Source organism: Shinella sp. GW821-FHT11G07, from assembly GCF_058808115.1.
This window is the reverse complement of record NZ_JBXARJ010000011.1, coordinates 188,238-201,815: the sequence shown is the minus strand read 5'-3', so window position 1 is coordinate 201,815 and position 13,578 is coordinate 188,238. Positions and strand designations below refer to the sequence as shown.

Genomic DNA, 13,578 nt, shown 5'->3' with positions numbered 1-13,578 from the left:
TTCCTCTCCCCGGGAGGGCTGTCCGATGGCTGAGACACTCACGATCCAACCTTTGACCCAGGCGGCTTTTGCGCCCTTTGGTACGGTGATCGAAGCCGACCCCGCGTCGATGCGCTACATCAACGGCGGCACGACCGAGCGTTACCACGCGCTCGCCGAAGCCGAAGCCGTCGGCGAGGATGCGCGGGTTATCATCAACCTCTTCCGCGCGGCGCCGCGCACCTTCCCCTATACGGTCGACATGATGGAGCGCCATCCCTTCGGCAGCCAGAGTTTTTCACCGATCGACGACCGGCCCTGGCTGGTCGTGGTGGCGGAGGACGAGGGCGGCAAGCCGGGCCGGCCGCAGGTCTTTCGTGCCGGCGGGCGGCAAGGGGTCAACTACCGCCGCAATGTCTGGCACCATCCGTTGATCGCGATCGGTGCCGTCAGCGACTTCCTCGTCGTCGATCGCCTTGGTGGCGGTGTCAACCTGGAGGAGCTCGTCTTCGAGACTCCGTTCATCATCGAACAGCCCTGAGAGGGATTCATGAACAAGCCCGGCCGCCTCACGACCCACGTTCTCGACACCGCACTCGGCAAGCCCGCCGTGGGCCTGAAGATCGACCTCTACTGGATCGAGAACGAGGAGCGCCAGCACATCACGACCGTCACGACCAACAGTGACGGCCGGGTGGACGGCGCGCTGGTCGAGGGCGTCGGCTTCATGCCCGGCATCTACGAACTGGTCTTCCACGCCGGCGACTACCTGCGGGCAACCGGCGCCGCCGTCACCGAACCCGCTTTCCTCGACCGCATTCCACTGCGCTTCGGTGTCGCCGATCCGTCGAGCCATTACCACGTGCCGCTGCTGCTTTCGGCCTACAGCTACTCGACCTATCGCGGGAGCTAAAGCACAGCCTTCATCGGCTTGCCCGCCACATAGGTCTCGTGTACCGCACGATCATCCCCCATCGTCTGGAGCAGGAAAAGTTCGTCGGTGAGCGAGCGGACGACCTCCATCTTCAGCGCCATGGCGGGCGTGGCGGCAGCGTCGAGCACGACGAAGTCGGCATCCGTGCCGGCGTCCAGCGTGCCGATGCGGTCTGCGAGTGACAGGGCTTCGGCGTTACCGAGGGTCATGTGATAGAAGCTGTCGTACGGGTTCAGCCGCTCGCCGAGCAACTGCTGGATCTTGTAGGCCTCGTCCATCGTCTTCAGCATGGAATAGCTCGTGCCGCCGCCGATATCTGTCGCGACGCCAATGCGCACCGGCTTTTCCCGCCGCGAGAGCGCCTTCAGCGGAAACAGGCCGGAGCCGAGGAAGAGGTTGGAGGTGGGGCAATGCACGGCCACCGCGCCGGCCTCGCTCATCGCATCCGCCTCGCGCCCGGAGAGATGGATGCAGTGGCCGAACAGGCTTCTGGGTCCGAGCAGGCCGTACTGCGCGTAGACGTCCGTATAGTCGATCGCATCGGGATAGAGTTCGCTGGTGAAGCGGATCTCGTCGTGGTTTTCGGACAGATGCGTCTGGATGTGCAGGTCCGGGAATTCGCGGGCCAGTGCCGCCGTCATTTCCATCTGCGCCGGCGTCGAGGTGATGGCGAAGCGCGGGGTGATGGCGACGTGGTTGCGGCCCTTGCCGTGCCATTCGGCGATGACCGCGCGGGTCTCGTCATAACCCATCTGCGGCGTGTCGAGCAGGCCCTGCGGGGCGTTGCGGTCCATCATCACCTTGCCGCCGACCATGCACATACCGCGCTTTAGCGCTTCGGCAAAGTAGGCATCGGCCGAGGCCTTGTGCACGGAGCAATAGGCGACCGCCGTCGTCGTGCCGTGGCGGATCATCTCGTCGTAGAAGTGACGCGCGATGCGGGCGGCATGGGCGCTTTCGACAAAGCGGCATTCTTCCGGGAAGGTGTAGGTGTTCAGCCATTCGAGCAGGTTGGCGGCATAGGAGCCGATCACCTGCATTTGCGGGAAATGCAGGTGCGTATCGATGAGTCCCGGCAGGATGAGGTGCGGCCTGTGGTCGATCTCGTCCACATCGTCCGGGCTGGCGGCGCGTATCTCGGCATAGGGACCGATGGCGGCGATCTTTCCGTCCTCGATGAGCAGCCCGCCATCCTCCTCGTAGCGATAGCTCGCCGCATCGTCGATCGTTTCCGGCCGGCGGAGGAAGGAGAGCAGGCGTCCACGGATGAGGGTTTGGGTCATGGGCGGTCAGCTTCCTTCTGCGGCGGTTTCGAACCAGGCGGTGATGAGGGCGCGCTCTTCCTTCGTCATGCCGGTGACATTGCCCGGCGGCATGGCGTGGCTGCGGCCTGCCTGCAGATAGATCTCGCGGGCATGCAGGGCAATCTGAGATTCGCTTTCGAACACAACGTCTTTCGGCGCGACGCGCAGGCCCTCCCAGACAGGCTCGGCCGCATGGCACATCGAACAGCGCGTCGAGACGAGATCGCGCACCGCCGGGAAGTGGCTGTTTGCGGCGAAGCGCTGGGCTGAGGGCGCAAGGCCTGCATCGGCGCTTTCACCGGTCAATACCTTCGGCACGGTGGAAAGCCACATGATGAGCAGGAAGAGGAGGGCCGTGACGAGCCAGGTCCAGGTGGGTTTGCCCTTGCGCGCGTGGGTCGTGTTGAACCAGTGGCGGATCGTCACGCCCATCAGGAAGACGAGGGCCGCGATGATCCAGTTGAAGGCCGTCGCGAAGGCCAGCGGATAGTGGTTCGACAGCATGAAGAAGATGACGGGCAGCGTCAGGTAGTTGTTGTGGGTGGAGCGCTGTTTGGCGATGGCGCCATATTTCGGGTCCGGCACGCGCCCTGCAATCAGGTCGGCAACAACCACCCGCTGGTTCGGCATGATGAGGAAGAAGACGTTCGCCGACATGATCGTCGCGGTGAAGGCGCCGAGATGCAGGAAGGCGGCGCGGCCGGTGAAGACCTGCGTATAGCCCCAGGCCATGGCGACGAGGATGAAATAGAGGACGATCATCAGCCCCCAGGTGTTTTTGCCGAGCGGCGATTTGCAGAGCAGGTCGTAGAGGATCCAGCCCACGGCCAGCGAGGCGAGCGAGATGAAGATCGCCACCGGCGTCGAGACGTCCAGCACATTGCGATCGATCAGGAACAGATCGGCGCCGCCGTAATAGACCAGACAGAGCAGCGCGAAGCCGGAAAGCCAGGTCGTATAGCTTTCCCATTTGAACCAGGTCAGGTGCTCGGGCATCGAGGCGGGCGCCACGAGATACTTCTGGATGTGATAGAACCCGCCGCCATGCACCTGCCACTCCTCGCCGTAAGCGCCAGCCGGCAGGTGCGGCCGCTTCACAAGGCCGAGGTCGAGCGCGATGAAATAGAACGACGACCCGATCCAGGCCATGGCGGTGATGACATGCAGCCAGCGGACCGCAAAGGTCAGCCACTCCCAGGCGATGGCATATTCGTACATGTGGGCGCGTCCCTTTCGTCTTGTCTTCCGGCACGTACATTGCGCAATATTTACGGGTGAGGGAAGGGCGGACCGAACGCCTTGCATCCACCGGTTCACTTTGAACGGAACCTCTTCGGGACCAAGGGTATTTCTGCGCTATGGCATACGAACTCTATTATTGGACCGGCATTCAGGGGCGGGGGGAATATATCCGCCTAGCATTGGAAGCGGCCGGCGTGCCCTATCGGGATGTCGCACGGGAAGAGGGCGACCAGGTCATCGCCGCGGTGAGCAGCGAGGTTTCGACGCCGTCCTTCGCGCCGCCCTTTCTCAGAGACGGTGATGTGGTCGTGGGCCAGGTGGCAGCGATCCTGCTTTATCTCGGCGACAAACTCGATCTTGCGCCCAAGGATGCGGCGCTCAGGCTCTGGACGCATCAAATCCAGTTGACCATCGCCGACTTCGTGCTCGAAGGCCATGATGTTCACCACCCGATCGGCGCTGGAGAATATTACGAGGACCAGAAGCCCGAATCAAAGCGGCGTGCCGTGGAGTTCCGTGAGCAGCGCGTTCCGAAATTCCTCGATTGGTTCGAGCGCATTCTGGCCAGAAACCCCAAAGGCCCCGCGCATCTCGTCGGCAGCCGGCTCAGCTATGTGGATCTGTCTCTGTTCCAGGTCATGGATGGCCTCATCTACGCCTTCCCGACATTGATGGGCGAGCTTGCTCCTCGGTATCCGCATATCAAGGCGGTCTGCGCAACTGTTGCCGACCACCCGAAAATCCGTGCCTATCTTGCGAGCGATCGCCGTCTTCCGAGCAATGAGAACGACCTGTTTCGGCACTATCCAGAATTGGACGCCAAGCCTTAGCGCCGCCGCGGACGGCTTTTTCGACGGTGGAAGGAAGTTCAGGATTTCGCCAGTTTTCAGGTGGGCCTTTGTGGGTATTTTTTGACTGGAGCGCTGCTAACGCCAGTCAGGTAACGCCACGGTTTTTCCGTCCTCTACGGACCAATCCCGATACATCTCATAGGTGACTTTTCCCGCGGTCATACCTTTCACCAACCTGCGGCATGCCTCCTGAACTACCTCTTCGGCACCGATTGAGTTGAGGCTTTCAAGTTCATCTCCCAGTCTTCCGTCCTGTTTCAATTCGGATTGGCCATCTTCAATGCAACGGGCGATTAACCGGGCGTGAGAGTCGGGATTTTGCTTTAAGCGCGTGACGATTTCCTGGAATTCTTGCTCGATCCATCGGGGTCCTTCGGCGAACGCACTGGCGGGCAGCAGCAACGAGAGCAGAAGGTTTGTGGCAACAAATCGATCTAGCTTCAATCTGTACGTCCTATTGTTGGTCCGGGCCGGTACTTCCTAGCTTATGGAGACAATCTCAAGTTCCTGCCCGCCCATGCTCACGACGTCGCCCACGGCCTTGCCCATCAGCAGCCTTGCCACCGGCGCGACGTAGGAAATCGTTCCTGCCTTCGGGTCGGCTTCGTCTTCGCCGACGATGCGATAGGTCTGTACCCGGCCGTCGTCGCGGCTGAAGGTCACCGTGTTGCCGAAGGCGACGGTGTCGTTTGATGTTGGTTCGGCCATGACCTGCGCCGTGCGGACGCGTTCCGCGAGATAACGCAGGTCGCGCAGCGGGCCGGCCGATTGGCGCCGCCGTTCGTTGACGTCCTCGATCGTGTTTGCGGCCTCGTATGCCGTGCGCGCCGCGGCGAGTTGCGTTTCGAGTGCGGTCAGGCCCGCTTGCGTGACGAGATTGGGATGGGGAGAAATCGGCCGGTCGGGCAGCAGGGTTTCCGATGCCGCCTCGGCGCTTTCTTCCTTTACGAACGCAACGCTCAATGTCCCACTCCATTCAAATGCGGCTTACCCCCGACAGGCTCAGCGGGTCCTTGCTGGCCAATCTAAGCTTCCTTCGGCATCGTCGCCAGAATCCATTCGCGAAACGCGCGGATTTTCACAATGTTGCGACGGTTCTCCGGATAGGCGAGCCAATAGTCGCGGCCATCGTTACAGGTGATATCGAAGGGCTGGTAAAGCAGGCCGGCCGCGATCTCAACGCGAAAATGGCCGGGGTTGAGGATCGCGACCCCCTGGCCGTTCATGGCCACCTGCGCATCGATCGTCTGAACGCCCAGTTCGTTGCGTGGGTAACGTTCGAGGCCCGGCTTGTCGATTCCGGCTGCGGAGAACCAGATGGGCCACCAGACGTCCGGGGCACTGATGATCGGCAGTTTCAGCAGGTCGGCCGGTTCCTTGACGCCGCCGATCGTTTCGGCGAGCGCCGGGCTCAGCAAGGGGGCGAAATCCATTCGCATGACGCGGTGGCATTCGAGGCCCGGCCAGTCGCCCTTGCCCCAGCGGATCGAGATATCCGCCTCTTCCCGGGCGAAATCGATCACCTCCTGCGACGTGGAAAGCCGGACCGCGATGTTCGGGTGCTTGAGCTGGAAATCGCCGAGTGTACGGCTCAACCATTGCGTGGCGAAGGTGGGCGTCGAATGGATGTGCAGCTTCTGTTCGGTTGCGCCGCGCAGATCGGCTACCGCCTCCGCGAGTTTAGCGAGCCCTTCGGCCACCTTGGGCGCCAGCCGCTCTCCGGCCTCGCTCAGCATGACCTGCCGGGGTTGGCGCAGGAACAACGTTTCGCCAAGCGTCTCCTCGAGCAGCTTGATCTGGTAGCTGACGGCCGTCTGCGTCATGCCGAGCTCGTCGCCGGCGCGGGTGAAGCTCGCATGCCGGGCTGCCGCCTCGAAAACACGAAGCGCATTGAGCGGGAAGTTGCGCGACATCTTCAAGGCTGAGTTCTCTTTATGCATGCAGACGAAGGTTCGATTGGAGTTCCATCACCTTTCGGCGCACCCTGCAAGCAATGGAAACGAGTTTTTGAGGTTTCGCCATGACATGCATTACCGATCACGGGCCGGCGGACGCCCTGCAGTTTCGCGAGCCGAGCCTTTGGCATAAGCTCTCTCTCGTCTTTCGTCGGCGGACGGCACAGCGCCTCCCGCGGCTCTACCCGCAGGAGCTTTCCGATCACATGAAGCGCGATCTCGGGTTCCTTGAGGGCCGCGGCCGCTAGAGCATTTCCGATTTCCAGGCGGCGAAGGCGAGCAGCACTTCGGCGGCGGTCATTGCGGCGATGACTTCCGGCCGCTTGTCATCGACCGCCGTGCCGCCGATCGGCAAGACCAACCGCTCGGCCTCCGCGCGATCCACGCCCTGTTCGTCGAGATAGTGGAGGAACGTGCCGCGCTTCGACTTCGAACCGACCATGCCGATATAGGCGAGGTCGGTGCGGGCGAGCGCTTCGCGGGCGATCAGGAAGTCGAGTGCGTGGTCATGGGTGACGATGACCACGGCCGAGCCGGCCGGGATATCGGCGATCAGTGATTCCGGCATGGCGTTCAACCGGTGATGCACCTCGGAGGTGAGGCGGTCCAGTTCGGTCTCGCGCGTCTCGACGACGAACACCTTCAAGGGCAGCAGTGTCAGCGATTCTGCAAGTGCGCGCCCGACGTGCCCGCCACCGAACACCCAGACCTGCGGCTTCTGCCGTTCGTCCGTCGCGATCCGCCGGTCGAGGGCCTGGCGTGCTCCCTCGTCGGCAAAGGTGAAGGTGAGTTCGACACGACCGCCGCAACATTGGCCGATATCGGGGCCGAGGGGGATGTCGAGCTTCGCTTCACCGCCGGCACTGCCGAGCATTTTTCGCGCGTTTTCGATTGCCACATATTCAAGCTGGCCGCCGCCGATCGTGCCGTGGATTTCGGTCGGTGCCACCAGCATGAACGTGCCTTCGTCGCGCGGTGCAGAGCCTTTGACGGCGGTAACATCGACGATGACGACACGGTGTTCCCGGGCGAGAAAGCCCTCGAGACTATCCTGCAGAAAGTTCATTTTTGCTCTTCTTTTTGGGCCGCGAGCCGTCCGGGTCAATCAGCAAGTGATCGGAACCAGACAGGCCGGAGACCTTAAAGGCCGGACCCGTCGACCCGCTGAAGGCGAAGAAGACGGTGTTCGGTCATCCTCTATTGGGCGGTCCAGCCGCCATCGACGGAGATGTGGGTGCCGTTGATCGACTTTGCCGCATCGCTGGCGAGGAACAGGGCGATCGCCGCCACCTCGTCGACACCGACGAACTCCTTGGTCGGCTGGAACTTCAGCATGACGTCGGACTTCACCTGCGCCTCGCTGATGCCGCGCGCCTTGGCCGTGTCGGGGATCTGCTTTTCGACGAGCGGTGTCAGCACATAGCCGGGGCAGATGGCATTGGCGGTGATGTGGTCTTCGGCGATTTCCAGCGCGACCGTTTTCGTCAGTCCCAGGATACCGTGCTTGGCCGCGACATAGGCGGATTTGAACGGCGAGGCGACGAGGCCGTGCGCGGAGGCGACGTTGATGATGCGCCCCCAGCCCTTGCGCTTCATGTGCGGAATGGCGGCGCGGATGGTGTGGAACGAGCTGGAGAGATTGATCGCAATGATCTGGTCCCACTTCTCGACAGGAAAGTCCTCGATCTTTTCGACATGCTGGATGCCGGCATTGTTGACGAGGATGTCGACGCCGTCGAACTCTTCCACTGCCGTCTGGATGAGGTCGGCAATCTCGTGCGGCTTGGTCATGTCGGCCGGATGATAGATGACGCGGCCCTTGCCGAGGCCGTCCAGCTTGGCGCGGGTCGCCTCGATCTCGTCCGCCGGGCCAAAACCGTTGATGACGACATTGGCGTCGCCTTCCGCAAAGGCCGTGGCGATGGCGAGGCCGATGCCGCTGGTGGAACCGGTTACGACGACACTCTTCATGTTTTTCATCTCCGATATGCTGCTTTGCGGTAGCCTACGCCTAAAACTCGAGCGATGACAATTGCGTTTTCCGCGCGGTAGAGTGGCGGTGAGGGCAGAGCGCGGCTTGCGTTTTATTTTCCTTTGACATTCGTTTTGATGTTGTATTGAAGATTCCGAAGGGCCTGGGAGCGGCCTTCAGCTGGGAGGAAAGCATGGGCGGATATGTTCTCGCGATCGATCAGGGCACGACATCGAGCCGGGCGATCGTCTTCGACGGCAGCCAGAAGGTCGTCGGCTCCGGCCAGAAGGAATTCACCCAGATTTTTCCGCAATCCGGCTGGGTCGAGCATGATCCGGAGGAAATCTGGGACAGCGTCGTCTGGTCGGTCAAGGCCGCGCTGAAGAAGGCCGGCCTCACCGCCTCCGACATTTCCGCCATCGGCATCACCAACCAGCGCGAGACGGTCGTCGTCTGGGAGCGCGAGAGCGGCAAGCCGATCCACAATGCCATCGTTTGGCAGGATCGCCGCACCGCCTCCTATTGCGAAAAGCTGAAGAAGCAGGATCTCGAAAAGACCTTCACCAAGAAGACCGGCCTGCTGCTCGACCCCTATTTTTCCGGCACGAAACTCTCCTGGATGCTGTCCAACGTGAAGGGCGCGCGTGCACGGGGTGCCAAGGGCGACCTCTGCTTCGGCACGATCGACACGTTCCTGATCTGGCGGCTGACGGGCGGCAAGTCGCATGTCACCGACGCCACCAATGCCAGCCGTACGCTGATGTACAACATCGCAGCGAACGACTGGGACAACGAATTGTTGGACATCCTGCGCGTGCCAAAGGCCATGCTGCCCGAAGTGCTGGATTGCGCGGCCGATTTCGGCGTGACGGAGAAGGCGCTGTTCGGCGCGGAAATCCCGATCCTCGGCGTTGCCGGCGACCAGCAGGCCGCGACCATCGGCCAGGCCTGCTTCGAGCCGGGCATGATGAAATCCACCTACGGCACGGGCTGCTTTGCGCTGCTCAACACCGGTCCCGACATGGTGCGTTCGAAAAACCGCCTGCTCACCACCATCGCCTATCGGCTCGACGGCGAGACGACCTATGCGCTGGAAGGCTCGATCTTCATTGCCGGTGCCGCCGTGCAATGGCTGCGCGACGGGCTGAAGGTCATCAAGGCCGCACCCGATACCGGCGACCTTGCGGCACAAGCCGACCCGACGCAGAACGTCTACCTCGTGCCGGCCTTCACCGGTCTCGGCGCACCGCACTGGGACCCGGACGCCCGTGCTGCGATCTACGGCATGACGCGCAACACGGGACCCGCGGAATTTGCCCGCGCAGCCCTTGAGGCCGTCTGCTACCAGACGCGCGACCTGCTCGACGCCATGCACAAGGACTGGAAGGCCAACGGCAAGGAAACCGTGCTGCGCGTCGACGGCGGCATGGTCGCCTCCGACTGGACCATGCAGCGCCTGGCCGACATTCTGGACGCACCGGTCGACCGCCCGACAATCCTGGAGACGACGGCGCTTGGTGCAGCGTGGCTTGCCGGGCAACGCGCGGGCGTATGGCCGGATCGCAAGGGTTTCGCCAAGTCCTGGGCGCGCGATACGCGTTTTGAGCCGAAGATGGACGAGAAGACACGAGCGGTGAAGATCAGGGGTTGGAAGGACGCGGTGCGGCGGACGTTGAGCGCGGAGTAGGGGAACTCAAGTATTCTCTGCCGTTGCAATGAGCGCCCCCAATGCCATCTGCACCGACAATTGAACGACTTTCCTACTTGGTCTTCTCGTCGTTTTTCATCATGGGCTCGGGCACATGGTGGACATGGACCGGCATGACGTAGCGATGATTCTTGCGCGGCTTTTTAACCTGCCTTCTGAAGTTCATTGACGCTGCATAGACGGCTGCTTGGTCCGCTTCATCATGCCCAGAGGACTTTACGATATAGGTGCTCGCATGTTTGCCATTCGCATCCGTTCGGATGCCAACGGTCGCGATTTTTGTCGTGTCGCAGCCCGACAGGGCAAGCACCGCCAAGCACAGTGCCGACGTAATGATTTTTCTCACGATGATCCCCGATTTCCCCAAATGCGTGCAATCTCCTACGAGAAGTTTTCTACTTCGGCAAGAGTCAATTTGTGGCTGTTGCCTCAAGTAGTTGACCGCTCTTCAGTGCGTCGCTTTCAGGTGCTATCGGTTGGGGCATGTACCCATCTCCGACCATCGTCCCCGGCCGATCCTGCGGCACCTGCACGCTCTGTTGCCGGCTGCCGGACATTGATCTTTTCGAGAAGCCCGCGAATGTCTGGTGTCGGCATTGCATCGCGGACAAGGGCTGCTCGATCTATGCGGATCGGCCTTCGGTCTGCCGGGATTTCCTCTGTCTGTGGATGACCGATGAGGCGCTAGACGAGGCATGGGCGCCATCCCGCTCGCATATGATGATCTACCGGCAGGGGCCGCAGATTACAGTGCTTGTCGATCCTGACCACCCCGACATCTGGCGAAGCGAGCCGTATCACGCGCAATTGCATCGATGGGCTCGCAAGGCCGAACCGGCTGGCGGCTACGTTATCGTCTTCTGGCGTGACGACGTGTTCAAGCTCTGATTCGCGCCGGCAGCCACCGTCATGGTCTTTGGGGGCGACGCCCGAAGACAGCGGTTTTTCCCGGGGTGGAGGCGACCTGCCGGATCGATGGCGGCGTCGGTGAGCGTTCGCGTGCTGCCGATCCTGGCAAGCGATAATGGGTGTGCGGCACGTAGATAAGGTCGTGTTCCGCGACGATCACGACCATGCTGTGCGGCAGGTCGAGGTTCGCCAGGCAGTCGCGCATGAAGCGGTGAAACTCGACGGCGATCAGCGCGTTGAAAACCACCTCCGCATAGGCCAGCGGTTCGTGGGCAACTGTGCTTGTGCCTGTCGGCGTGACCTCGGTCACAAAGCCATATTGGTAGTGGTCGCCGCGCGGGATCGTCCCTGCCAGCGCCAGCACGTCGTGCATGCCGTCGATCGGGGCGGATTCGATTGCATCGAACGCGCCCTGCCATGCGCTACCGACCGCGTTGCACTCATCCGCGATCTCGGCATCGGTCTTCGCCAGGAAATCATAGACCCCACGGTTGTAGAGACTGACCTCGACACCCTGGTGGAAACGCCCCGCCGCATCGACGGCGCGCTCGTGCGCGGAGAGGTCAAAGCCAAGACCGGTGAAGGTCTCGGGCATTCCCGGCTGGTAGCCGGCGTGGCGAAAGGCTGCATTGGTTGTCCGCGGGATCTCGCCTGCCTCGTCGCTGATGCGAAGGTCGAGAACCGGATCGAAATTTCTGACGGGCAGATCTTTCAGAATTGCTGCAAGCTTGTCCTTGCCGTTCGAAAAGGCGCGTTGCGCGACGATCTCCCGGGTGAGAGCGAATATCTCGGATTTCCACGCGCGGAACGCCTCGATGAGCCTTGCGCGCTCGCTGTCCATCGTCATGGGAGGGGCCTCCGTTTCGACCTTTCCTAACATTCCGGAATTAAGATATTTCCTGCTCCGTCGCGCAGACTGAGACAAGCCGGGCTGATGGCCGGCGCTGCCGGCTGTTTCTGCCGATCATCAAAAATATTCCGGTGCGCCCTGTCGGCTGAGACGCTACTCCTACGTCTTTCAGCCAACGGGAGTTCACCATGCTGTATGCCGTTCTTTGTTACGATGACGAAAATGAAGTCAACGCCTGGTCGAAGGATCTGGATGACAGGGTCATGGCCGATCTCGGTGCGGTCAACCAGAAATATGCCGAGGCCGGCAAGCTGGGACCCGTCGCGCGGCTGATGCCGACGACGGCGGCGGTCACCGTGCGCAAGGGCGCGACGGACGACATCGTCATGGACGGGCCCTTTGCCGAAACCAAGGAGCAGTTCCTGGGGTTCTTCGTGCTCGATGTGGAAACGCTGGAGGAGGCGATTACCTTCGCTCGCGAGCTTTCCGCGGTCAATCCGGCCAACGGCACTTATGAAGTCCGGCCGCTGCAGTTCTTCAATCCGGGAGTACCCATAACATGACAGAGCTTGCCTGGATCGATCTGGCACTGACTTCGGCTCGGCCGCAGGCCATGGGGGCGCTTCTGCGCTACTTCCGCAACCTCGACCTCGCAGAGGAGGCCTTTCAGGAGGCCTGCCTTCGTGCGCTGAAGACCTGGCCCGACAAGGGCCCGCCGCGCGATCCGGCAGCATGGCTGATCTTCGTCGGCCGCAACAGCGGTATCGACCAGGTGAGGAAGCGCGCCAAGCACCAGCCGCTTCCGCCCGAGGAGGTGCTGTCCGATCTGGAGGATACGGAAAGCGATCTCGCCGACCGGCTGGACGGCGCGCATTACCGCGATGATATCTTGCGGCTGCTGTTCGTCTGCTGCCACCCGGACCTGCCGGCCACACAGCAGATCGCGCTGGCGCTGCGCATCGTTTCCGGCCTTACGGTCAAGCAGATCGCCAAGGCGTTCCTCGTTTCGGAAGCGGCGATGGAGCAGCGCATCACCCGGGCGAAGGGGAAGGTGGCGGCCGCCGGCATACCCTTCGAGACGCCGGATGCCGTGGCGCGGGCCGAACGGCTCGGCATCGTCGCGGCGATGATCTATCTCGTCTTCAACGAGGGCTATTCGGCCGGCGTGCCGGAGAGGGCGGATGCGCCCTTCTGTGCGGAGGCGATCCGGCTTTGCCGATTGCTGCTAAAACTCTTTCCCTCCGAGCCGGAGATCATGGGGTTGACGGCGCTCATCCTCATCCAGCACTCGCGGCTGGCGGCGCGCTTCGACAAGGACGGCCAGATCGTGCTCTTGGAAGACCAGGACCGTGCGCTCTGGGATCGTGGGCTGATCGACGAGGCGCTGGTGCTGATCGACAAGGCGATCCGGCACCGCACGCCCGGCGCCTTCCAGATCCAGGCGGCGATCGCAGCCCTTCATGCGCGCGCCGCGACGGCGGCGGAGACGGACTGGCTGCAGATCGACCTGCTCTACCAGACGCTGGAACGTCTTCAGCCGTCGCCGGTGGTGCGGCTCAACCGTGCCGTTGCAGTTTCGAAACGCGAAGGGCCGGAGGCGGCGCTGGCGCTCATCGAGCCGCTGGCGGACAAACTCAACGGCTACTTCTATTTTCATGGTCTGCGCGGCGGCCTGCTCAAGCAGCTTGGCCGCTACCGCGAAGCGCACGAGGCTTTTGACCGCGCCATCGCGCTTGCCACCACGTCGGCGGAGGCGGCGCATATCCGCCAGCATCTCGACAGCGTGCAGCGTGAGATGGCTGCCGCCGAAAAATAATCGGCTTTCGATGTCGGGTTGGCCGCCTGCCGGGCGTCCTTGATACGAACCGACCAAT

17 protein-coding genes are annotated in these 13,578 nt (G+C 62.2%); 8 read left to right on the top strand and 9 right to left on the bottom strand.

The genetic code is table 11. The annotated features are described in order from the left end of the window. Positions 1–25: 25 nt before the first annotated feature. Positions 26–520, top strand: a complete 495-nt coding sequence (locus AC1RT2_RS21920; protein WP_493105287.1) for an ureidoglycolate lyase — start codon at positions 26–28, stop codon at positions 518–520. 9 nt (positions 521–529) lie between these two features. Beyond that, on the top strand, positions 530–892 hold the full coding sequence (uraH, locus tag AC1RT2_RS21915) for a hydroxyisourate hydrolase (RefSeq protein WP_493105285.1): 363 nt from the start codon (positions 530–532) through the stop codon (positions 890–892). Here the strand turns inward: uraH and guaD are convergent. Both guaD and AC1RT2_RS21905 read right to left on the bottom strand, forming a co-directional pair. After that, a complete protein-coding gene (gene guaD / locus AC1RT2_RS21910; RefSeq protein ID WP_493105283.1) occupies positions 889–2,196 on the bottom strand; it encodes a guanine deaminase in 1,308 nt (435 codons plus the stop codon). The genes uraH and guaD overlap by 4 nt on opposite strands. Positions 2,197–2,202: 6 nt before the next feature. After that, positions 2,203–3,435: a urate hydroxylase PuuD gene (locus tag AC1RT2_RS21905; RefSeq protein ID WP_493105281.1), complete on the bottom strand. Its 1,233-nt coding sequence runs from the start codon at positions 3,433–3,435 to the stop codon at positions 2,203–2,205. Positions 3,436–3,575: 140 nt separating this feature from the next. Here AC1RT2_RS21905 and AC1RT2_RS21900 point away from each other — a divergent pair, with 140 nt between their 5' ends. Then, complete coding sequence (locus AC1RT2_RS21900) at positions 3,576–4,289, top strand: glutathione S-transferase (RefSeq protein WP_493105279.1); 714 nt, start codon at positions 3,576–3,578, stop codon at positions 4,287–4,289. A gap of 96 nt (positions 4,290–4,385) precedes the next feature. On the opposite strand, the gene AC1RT2_RS21895 is transcribed toward AC1RT2_RS21900, so the two are convergent. From AC1RT2_RS21895 to AC1RT2_RS21885, 3 genes are all read right to left on the bottom strand, one after another. Continuing rightward, positions 4,386–4,754 (bottom strand): hypothetical protein, encoded by a 369-nt coding sequence (locus AC1RT2_RS21895; protein WP_493105276.1) that lies wholly within the window; start codon positions 4,752–4,754, stop codon positions 4,386–4,388. Between the two features lie 36 nt (positions 4,755–4,790). Beyond that, the gene (greA, locus tag AC1RT2_RS21890; protein ID WP_493105274.1) at positions 4,791–5,273 is read right to left on the bottom strand and encodes a transcription elongation factor GreA; all 483 of its coding nucleotides are present in this window, start codon (positions 5,271–5,273) and stop codon (positions 4,791–4,793) included. A 62-nt stretch (positions 5,274–5,335) separates the two neighbouring features. Further along, entirely contained in the window at positions 5,336–6,250 is a 915-nt protein-coding gene (locus AC1RT2_RS21885; RefSeq protein ID WP_150129841.1) for a LysR substrate-binding domain-containing protein, read from the bottom strand. A gap of 80 nt (positions 6,251–6,330) precedes the next feature. Between AC1RT2_RS21885 and AC1RT2_RS21880 the strand changes: the two genes are divergently transcribed. After that, positions 6,331–6,513: a hypothetical protein gene (locus AC1RT2_RS21880; RefSeq protein WP_493105271.1), complete on the top strand. Its 183-nt coding sequence runs from the start codon at positions 6,331–6,333 to the stop codon at positions 6,511–6,513. Here the strand turns inward: AC1RT2_RS21880 and xdhC are convergent. Together xdhC and AC1RT2_RS21870 are read right to left on the bottom strand one after the other, a co-directional pair. Beyond that, positions 6,510–7,331 carry a xanthine dehydrogenase accessory protein XdhC gene (gene xdhC, locus AC1RT2_RS21875; protein ID WP_493105269.1) on the bottom strand — a complete coding sequence of 274 codons (822 nt, stop codon included), beginning with the start codon at positions 7,329–7,331 and terminating at the stop codon, positions 6,510–6,512. The genes AC1RT2_RS21880 and xdhC overlap by 4 nt on opposite strands. A gap of 131 nt (positions 7,332–7,462) precedes the next feature. Next, positions 7,463–8,236: a 3-hydroxybutyrate dehydrogenase gene (locus tag AC1RT2_RS21870; RefSeq protein ID WP_444796744.1), complete on the bottom strand. Its 774-nt coding sequence runs from the start codon at positions 8,234–8,236 to the stop codon at positions 7,463–7,465. Between the two features lie 194 nt (positions 8,237–8,430). Here AC1RT2_RS21870 and glpK point away from each other — a divergent pair, with 194 nt between their 5' ends. Beyond that, positions 8,431–9,924, top strand: coding sequence for a glycerol kinase GlpK (gene glpK / locus AC1RT2_RS21865; protein WP_493105267.1), 1,494 nt, complete (start codon positions 8,431–8,433; stop codon positions 9,922–9,924). A 73-nt stretch (positions 9,925–9,997) separates the two neighbouring features. On the opposite strand, the gene AC1RT2_RS21860 is transcribed toward glpK, so the two are convergent. Beyond that, on the bottom strand, positions 9,998–10,291 hold the full coding sequence (locus AC1RT2_RS21860) for an energy transducer TonB family protein (RefSeq protein ID WP_150129842.1): 294 nt from the start codon (positions 10,289–10,291) through the stop codon (positions 9,998–10,000). A 137-nt stretch (positions 10,292–10,428) separates the two neighbouring features. Between AC1RT2_RS21860 and AC1RT2_RS21855 the strand changes: the two genes are divergently transcribed. After that, positions 10,429–10,833 carry a YkgJ family cysteine cluster protein gene (locus tag AC1RT2_RS21855; RefSeq protein WP_069057992.1) on the top strand — a complete coding sequence of 135 codons (405 nt, stop codon included), beginning with the start codon at positions 10,429–10,431 and terminating at the stop codon, positions 10,831–10,833. A gap of 19 nt (positions 10,834–10,852) precedes the next feature. Here the strand turns inward: AC1RT2_RS21855 and AC1RT2_RS21850 are convergent, their stop codons facing one another. After that, positions 10,853–11,701: a hypothetical protein gene (locus AC1RT2_RS21850; RefSeq protein WP_493105265.1), complete on the bottom strand. Its 849-nt coding sequence runs from the start codon at positions 11,699–11,701 to the stop codon at positions 10,853–10,855. A 191-nt stretch (positions 11,702–11,892) separates the two neighbouring features. Here AC1RT2_RS21850 and AC1RT2_RS21845 point away from each other — a divergent pair, with 191 nt between their 5' ends. Both AC1RT2_RS21845 and AC1RT2_RS21840 read left to right on the top strand, forming a co-directional pair. After that, a complete protein-coding gene (locus AC1RT2_RS21845; protein ID WP_493105263.1) occupies positions 11,893–12,267 on the top strand; it encodes a YciI family protein in 375 nt (124 codons plus the stop codon). Further along, positions 12,264–13,520, top strand: a complete 1,257-nt coding sequence (locus AC1RT2_RS21840) for an RNA polymerase sigma factor (protein ID WP_493105261.1) — start codon at positions 12,264–12,266, stop codon at positions 13,518–13,520. The genes AC1RT2_RS21845 and AC1RT2_RS21840 overlap by 4 nt, the downstream gene beginning before the upstream one ends. Positions 13,521–13,578: the final 58 nt, after the last annotated feature.

What these genes read in the sequence shown, in the direction of transcription:
- AC1RT2_RS21920 (WP_493105287.1), top strand. Translation starts at nt 26, where the DNA reads ATGGCTGAGACACTCACGATCCAACCTTTGACCCAGGCGGCTTTTGCG.
- uraH (WP_493105285.1), top strand. Translation starts at nt 530, where the DNA reads ATGAACAAGCCCGGCCGCCTCACGACCCACGTTCTCGACACCGCACTC.
- guaD (WP_493105283.1), bottom strand. Translation starts at nt 2,196, where the DNA reads ATGACCCAAACCCTCATCCGTGGACGCCTGCTCTCCTTCCTCCGCCGG.
- AC1RT2_RS21905 (WP_493105281.1), bottom strand. Translation starts at nt 3,435, where the DNA reads ATGTACGAATATGCCATCGCCTGGGAGTGGCTGACCTTTGCGGTCCGC.
- AC1RT2_RS21900 (WP_493105279.1), top strand. Translation starts at nt 3,576, where the DNA reads ATGGCATACGAACTCTATTATTGGACCGGCATTCAGGGGCGGGGGGAA.
- AC1RT2_RS21885 (WP_150129841.1), bottom strand. Translation starts at nt 6,250, where the DNA reads ATGCATAAAGAGAACTCAGCCTTGAAGATGTCGCGCAACTTCCCGCTC.
- AC1RT2_RS21880 (WP_493105271.1), top strand. Translation starts at nt 6,331, where the DNA reads ATGACATGCATTACCGATCACGGGCCGGCGGACGCCCTGCAGTTTCGC.
- xdhC (WP_493105269.1), bottom strand. Translation starts at nt 7,331, where the DNA reads ATGAACTTTCTGCAGGATAGTCTCGAGGGCTTTCTCGCCCGGGAACAC.
- AC1RT2_RS21870 (WP_444796744.1), bottom strand. Translation starts at nt 8,236, where the DNA reads ATGAAGAGTGTCGTCGTAACCGGTTCCACCAGCGGCATCGGCCTCGCC.
- glpK (WP_493105267.1), top strand. Translation starts at nt 8,431, where the DNA reads ATGGGCGGATATGTTCTCGCGATCGATCAGGGCACGACATCGAGCCGG.
- AC1RT2_RS21855 (WP_069057992.1), top strand. Translation starts at nt 10,429, where the DNA reads ATGTACCCATCTCCGACCATCGTCCCCGGCCGATCCTGCGGCACCTGC.
- AC1RT2_RS21850 (WP_493105265.1), bottom strand. Translation starts at nt 11,701, where the DNA reads ATGACGATGGACAGCGAGCGCGCAAGGCTCATCGAGGCGTTCCGCGCG.
- AC1RT2_RS21845 (WP_493105263.1), top strand. Translation starts at nt 11,893, where the DNA reads ATGCTGTATGCCGTTCTTTGTTACGATGACGAAAATGAAGTCAACGCC.
- AC1RT2_RS21840 (WP_493105261.1), top strand. Translation starts at nt 12,264, where the DNA reads ATGACAGAGCTTGCCTGGATCGATCTGGCACTGACTTCGGCTCGGCCG.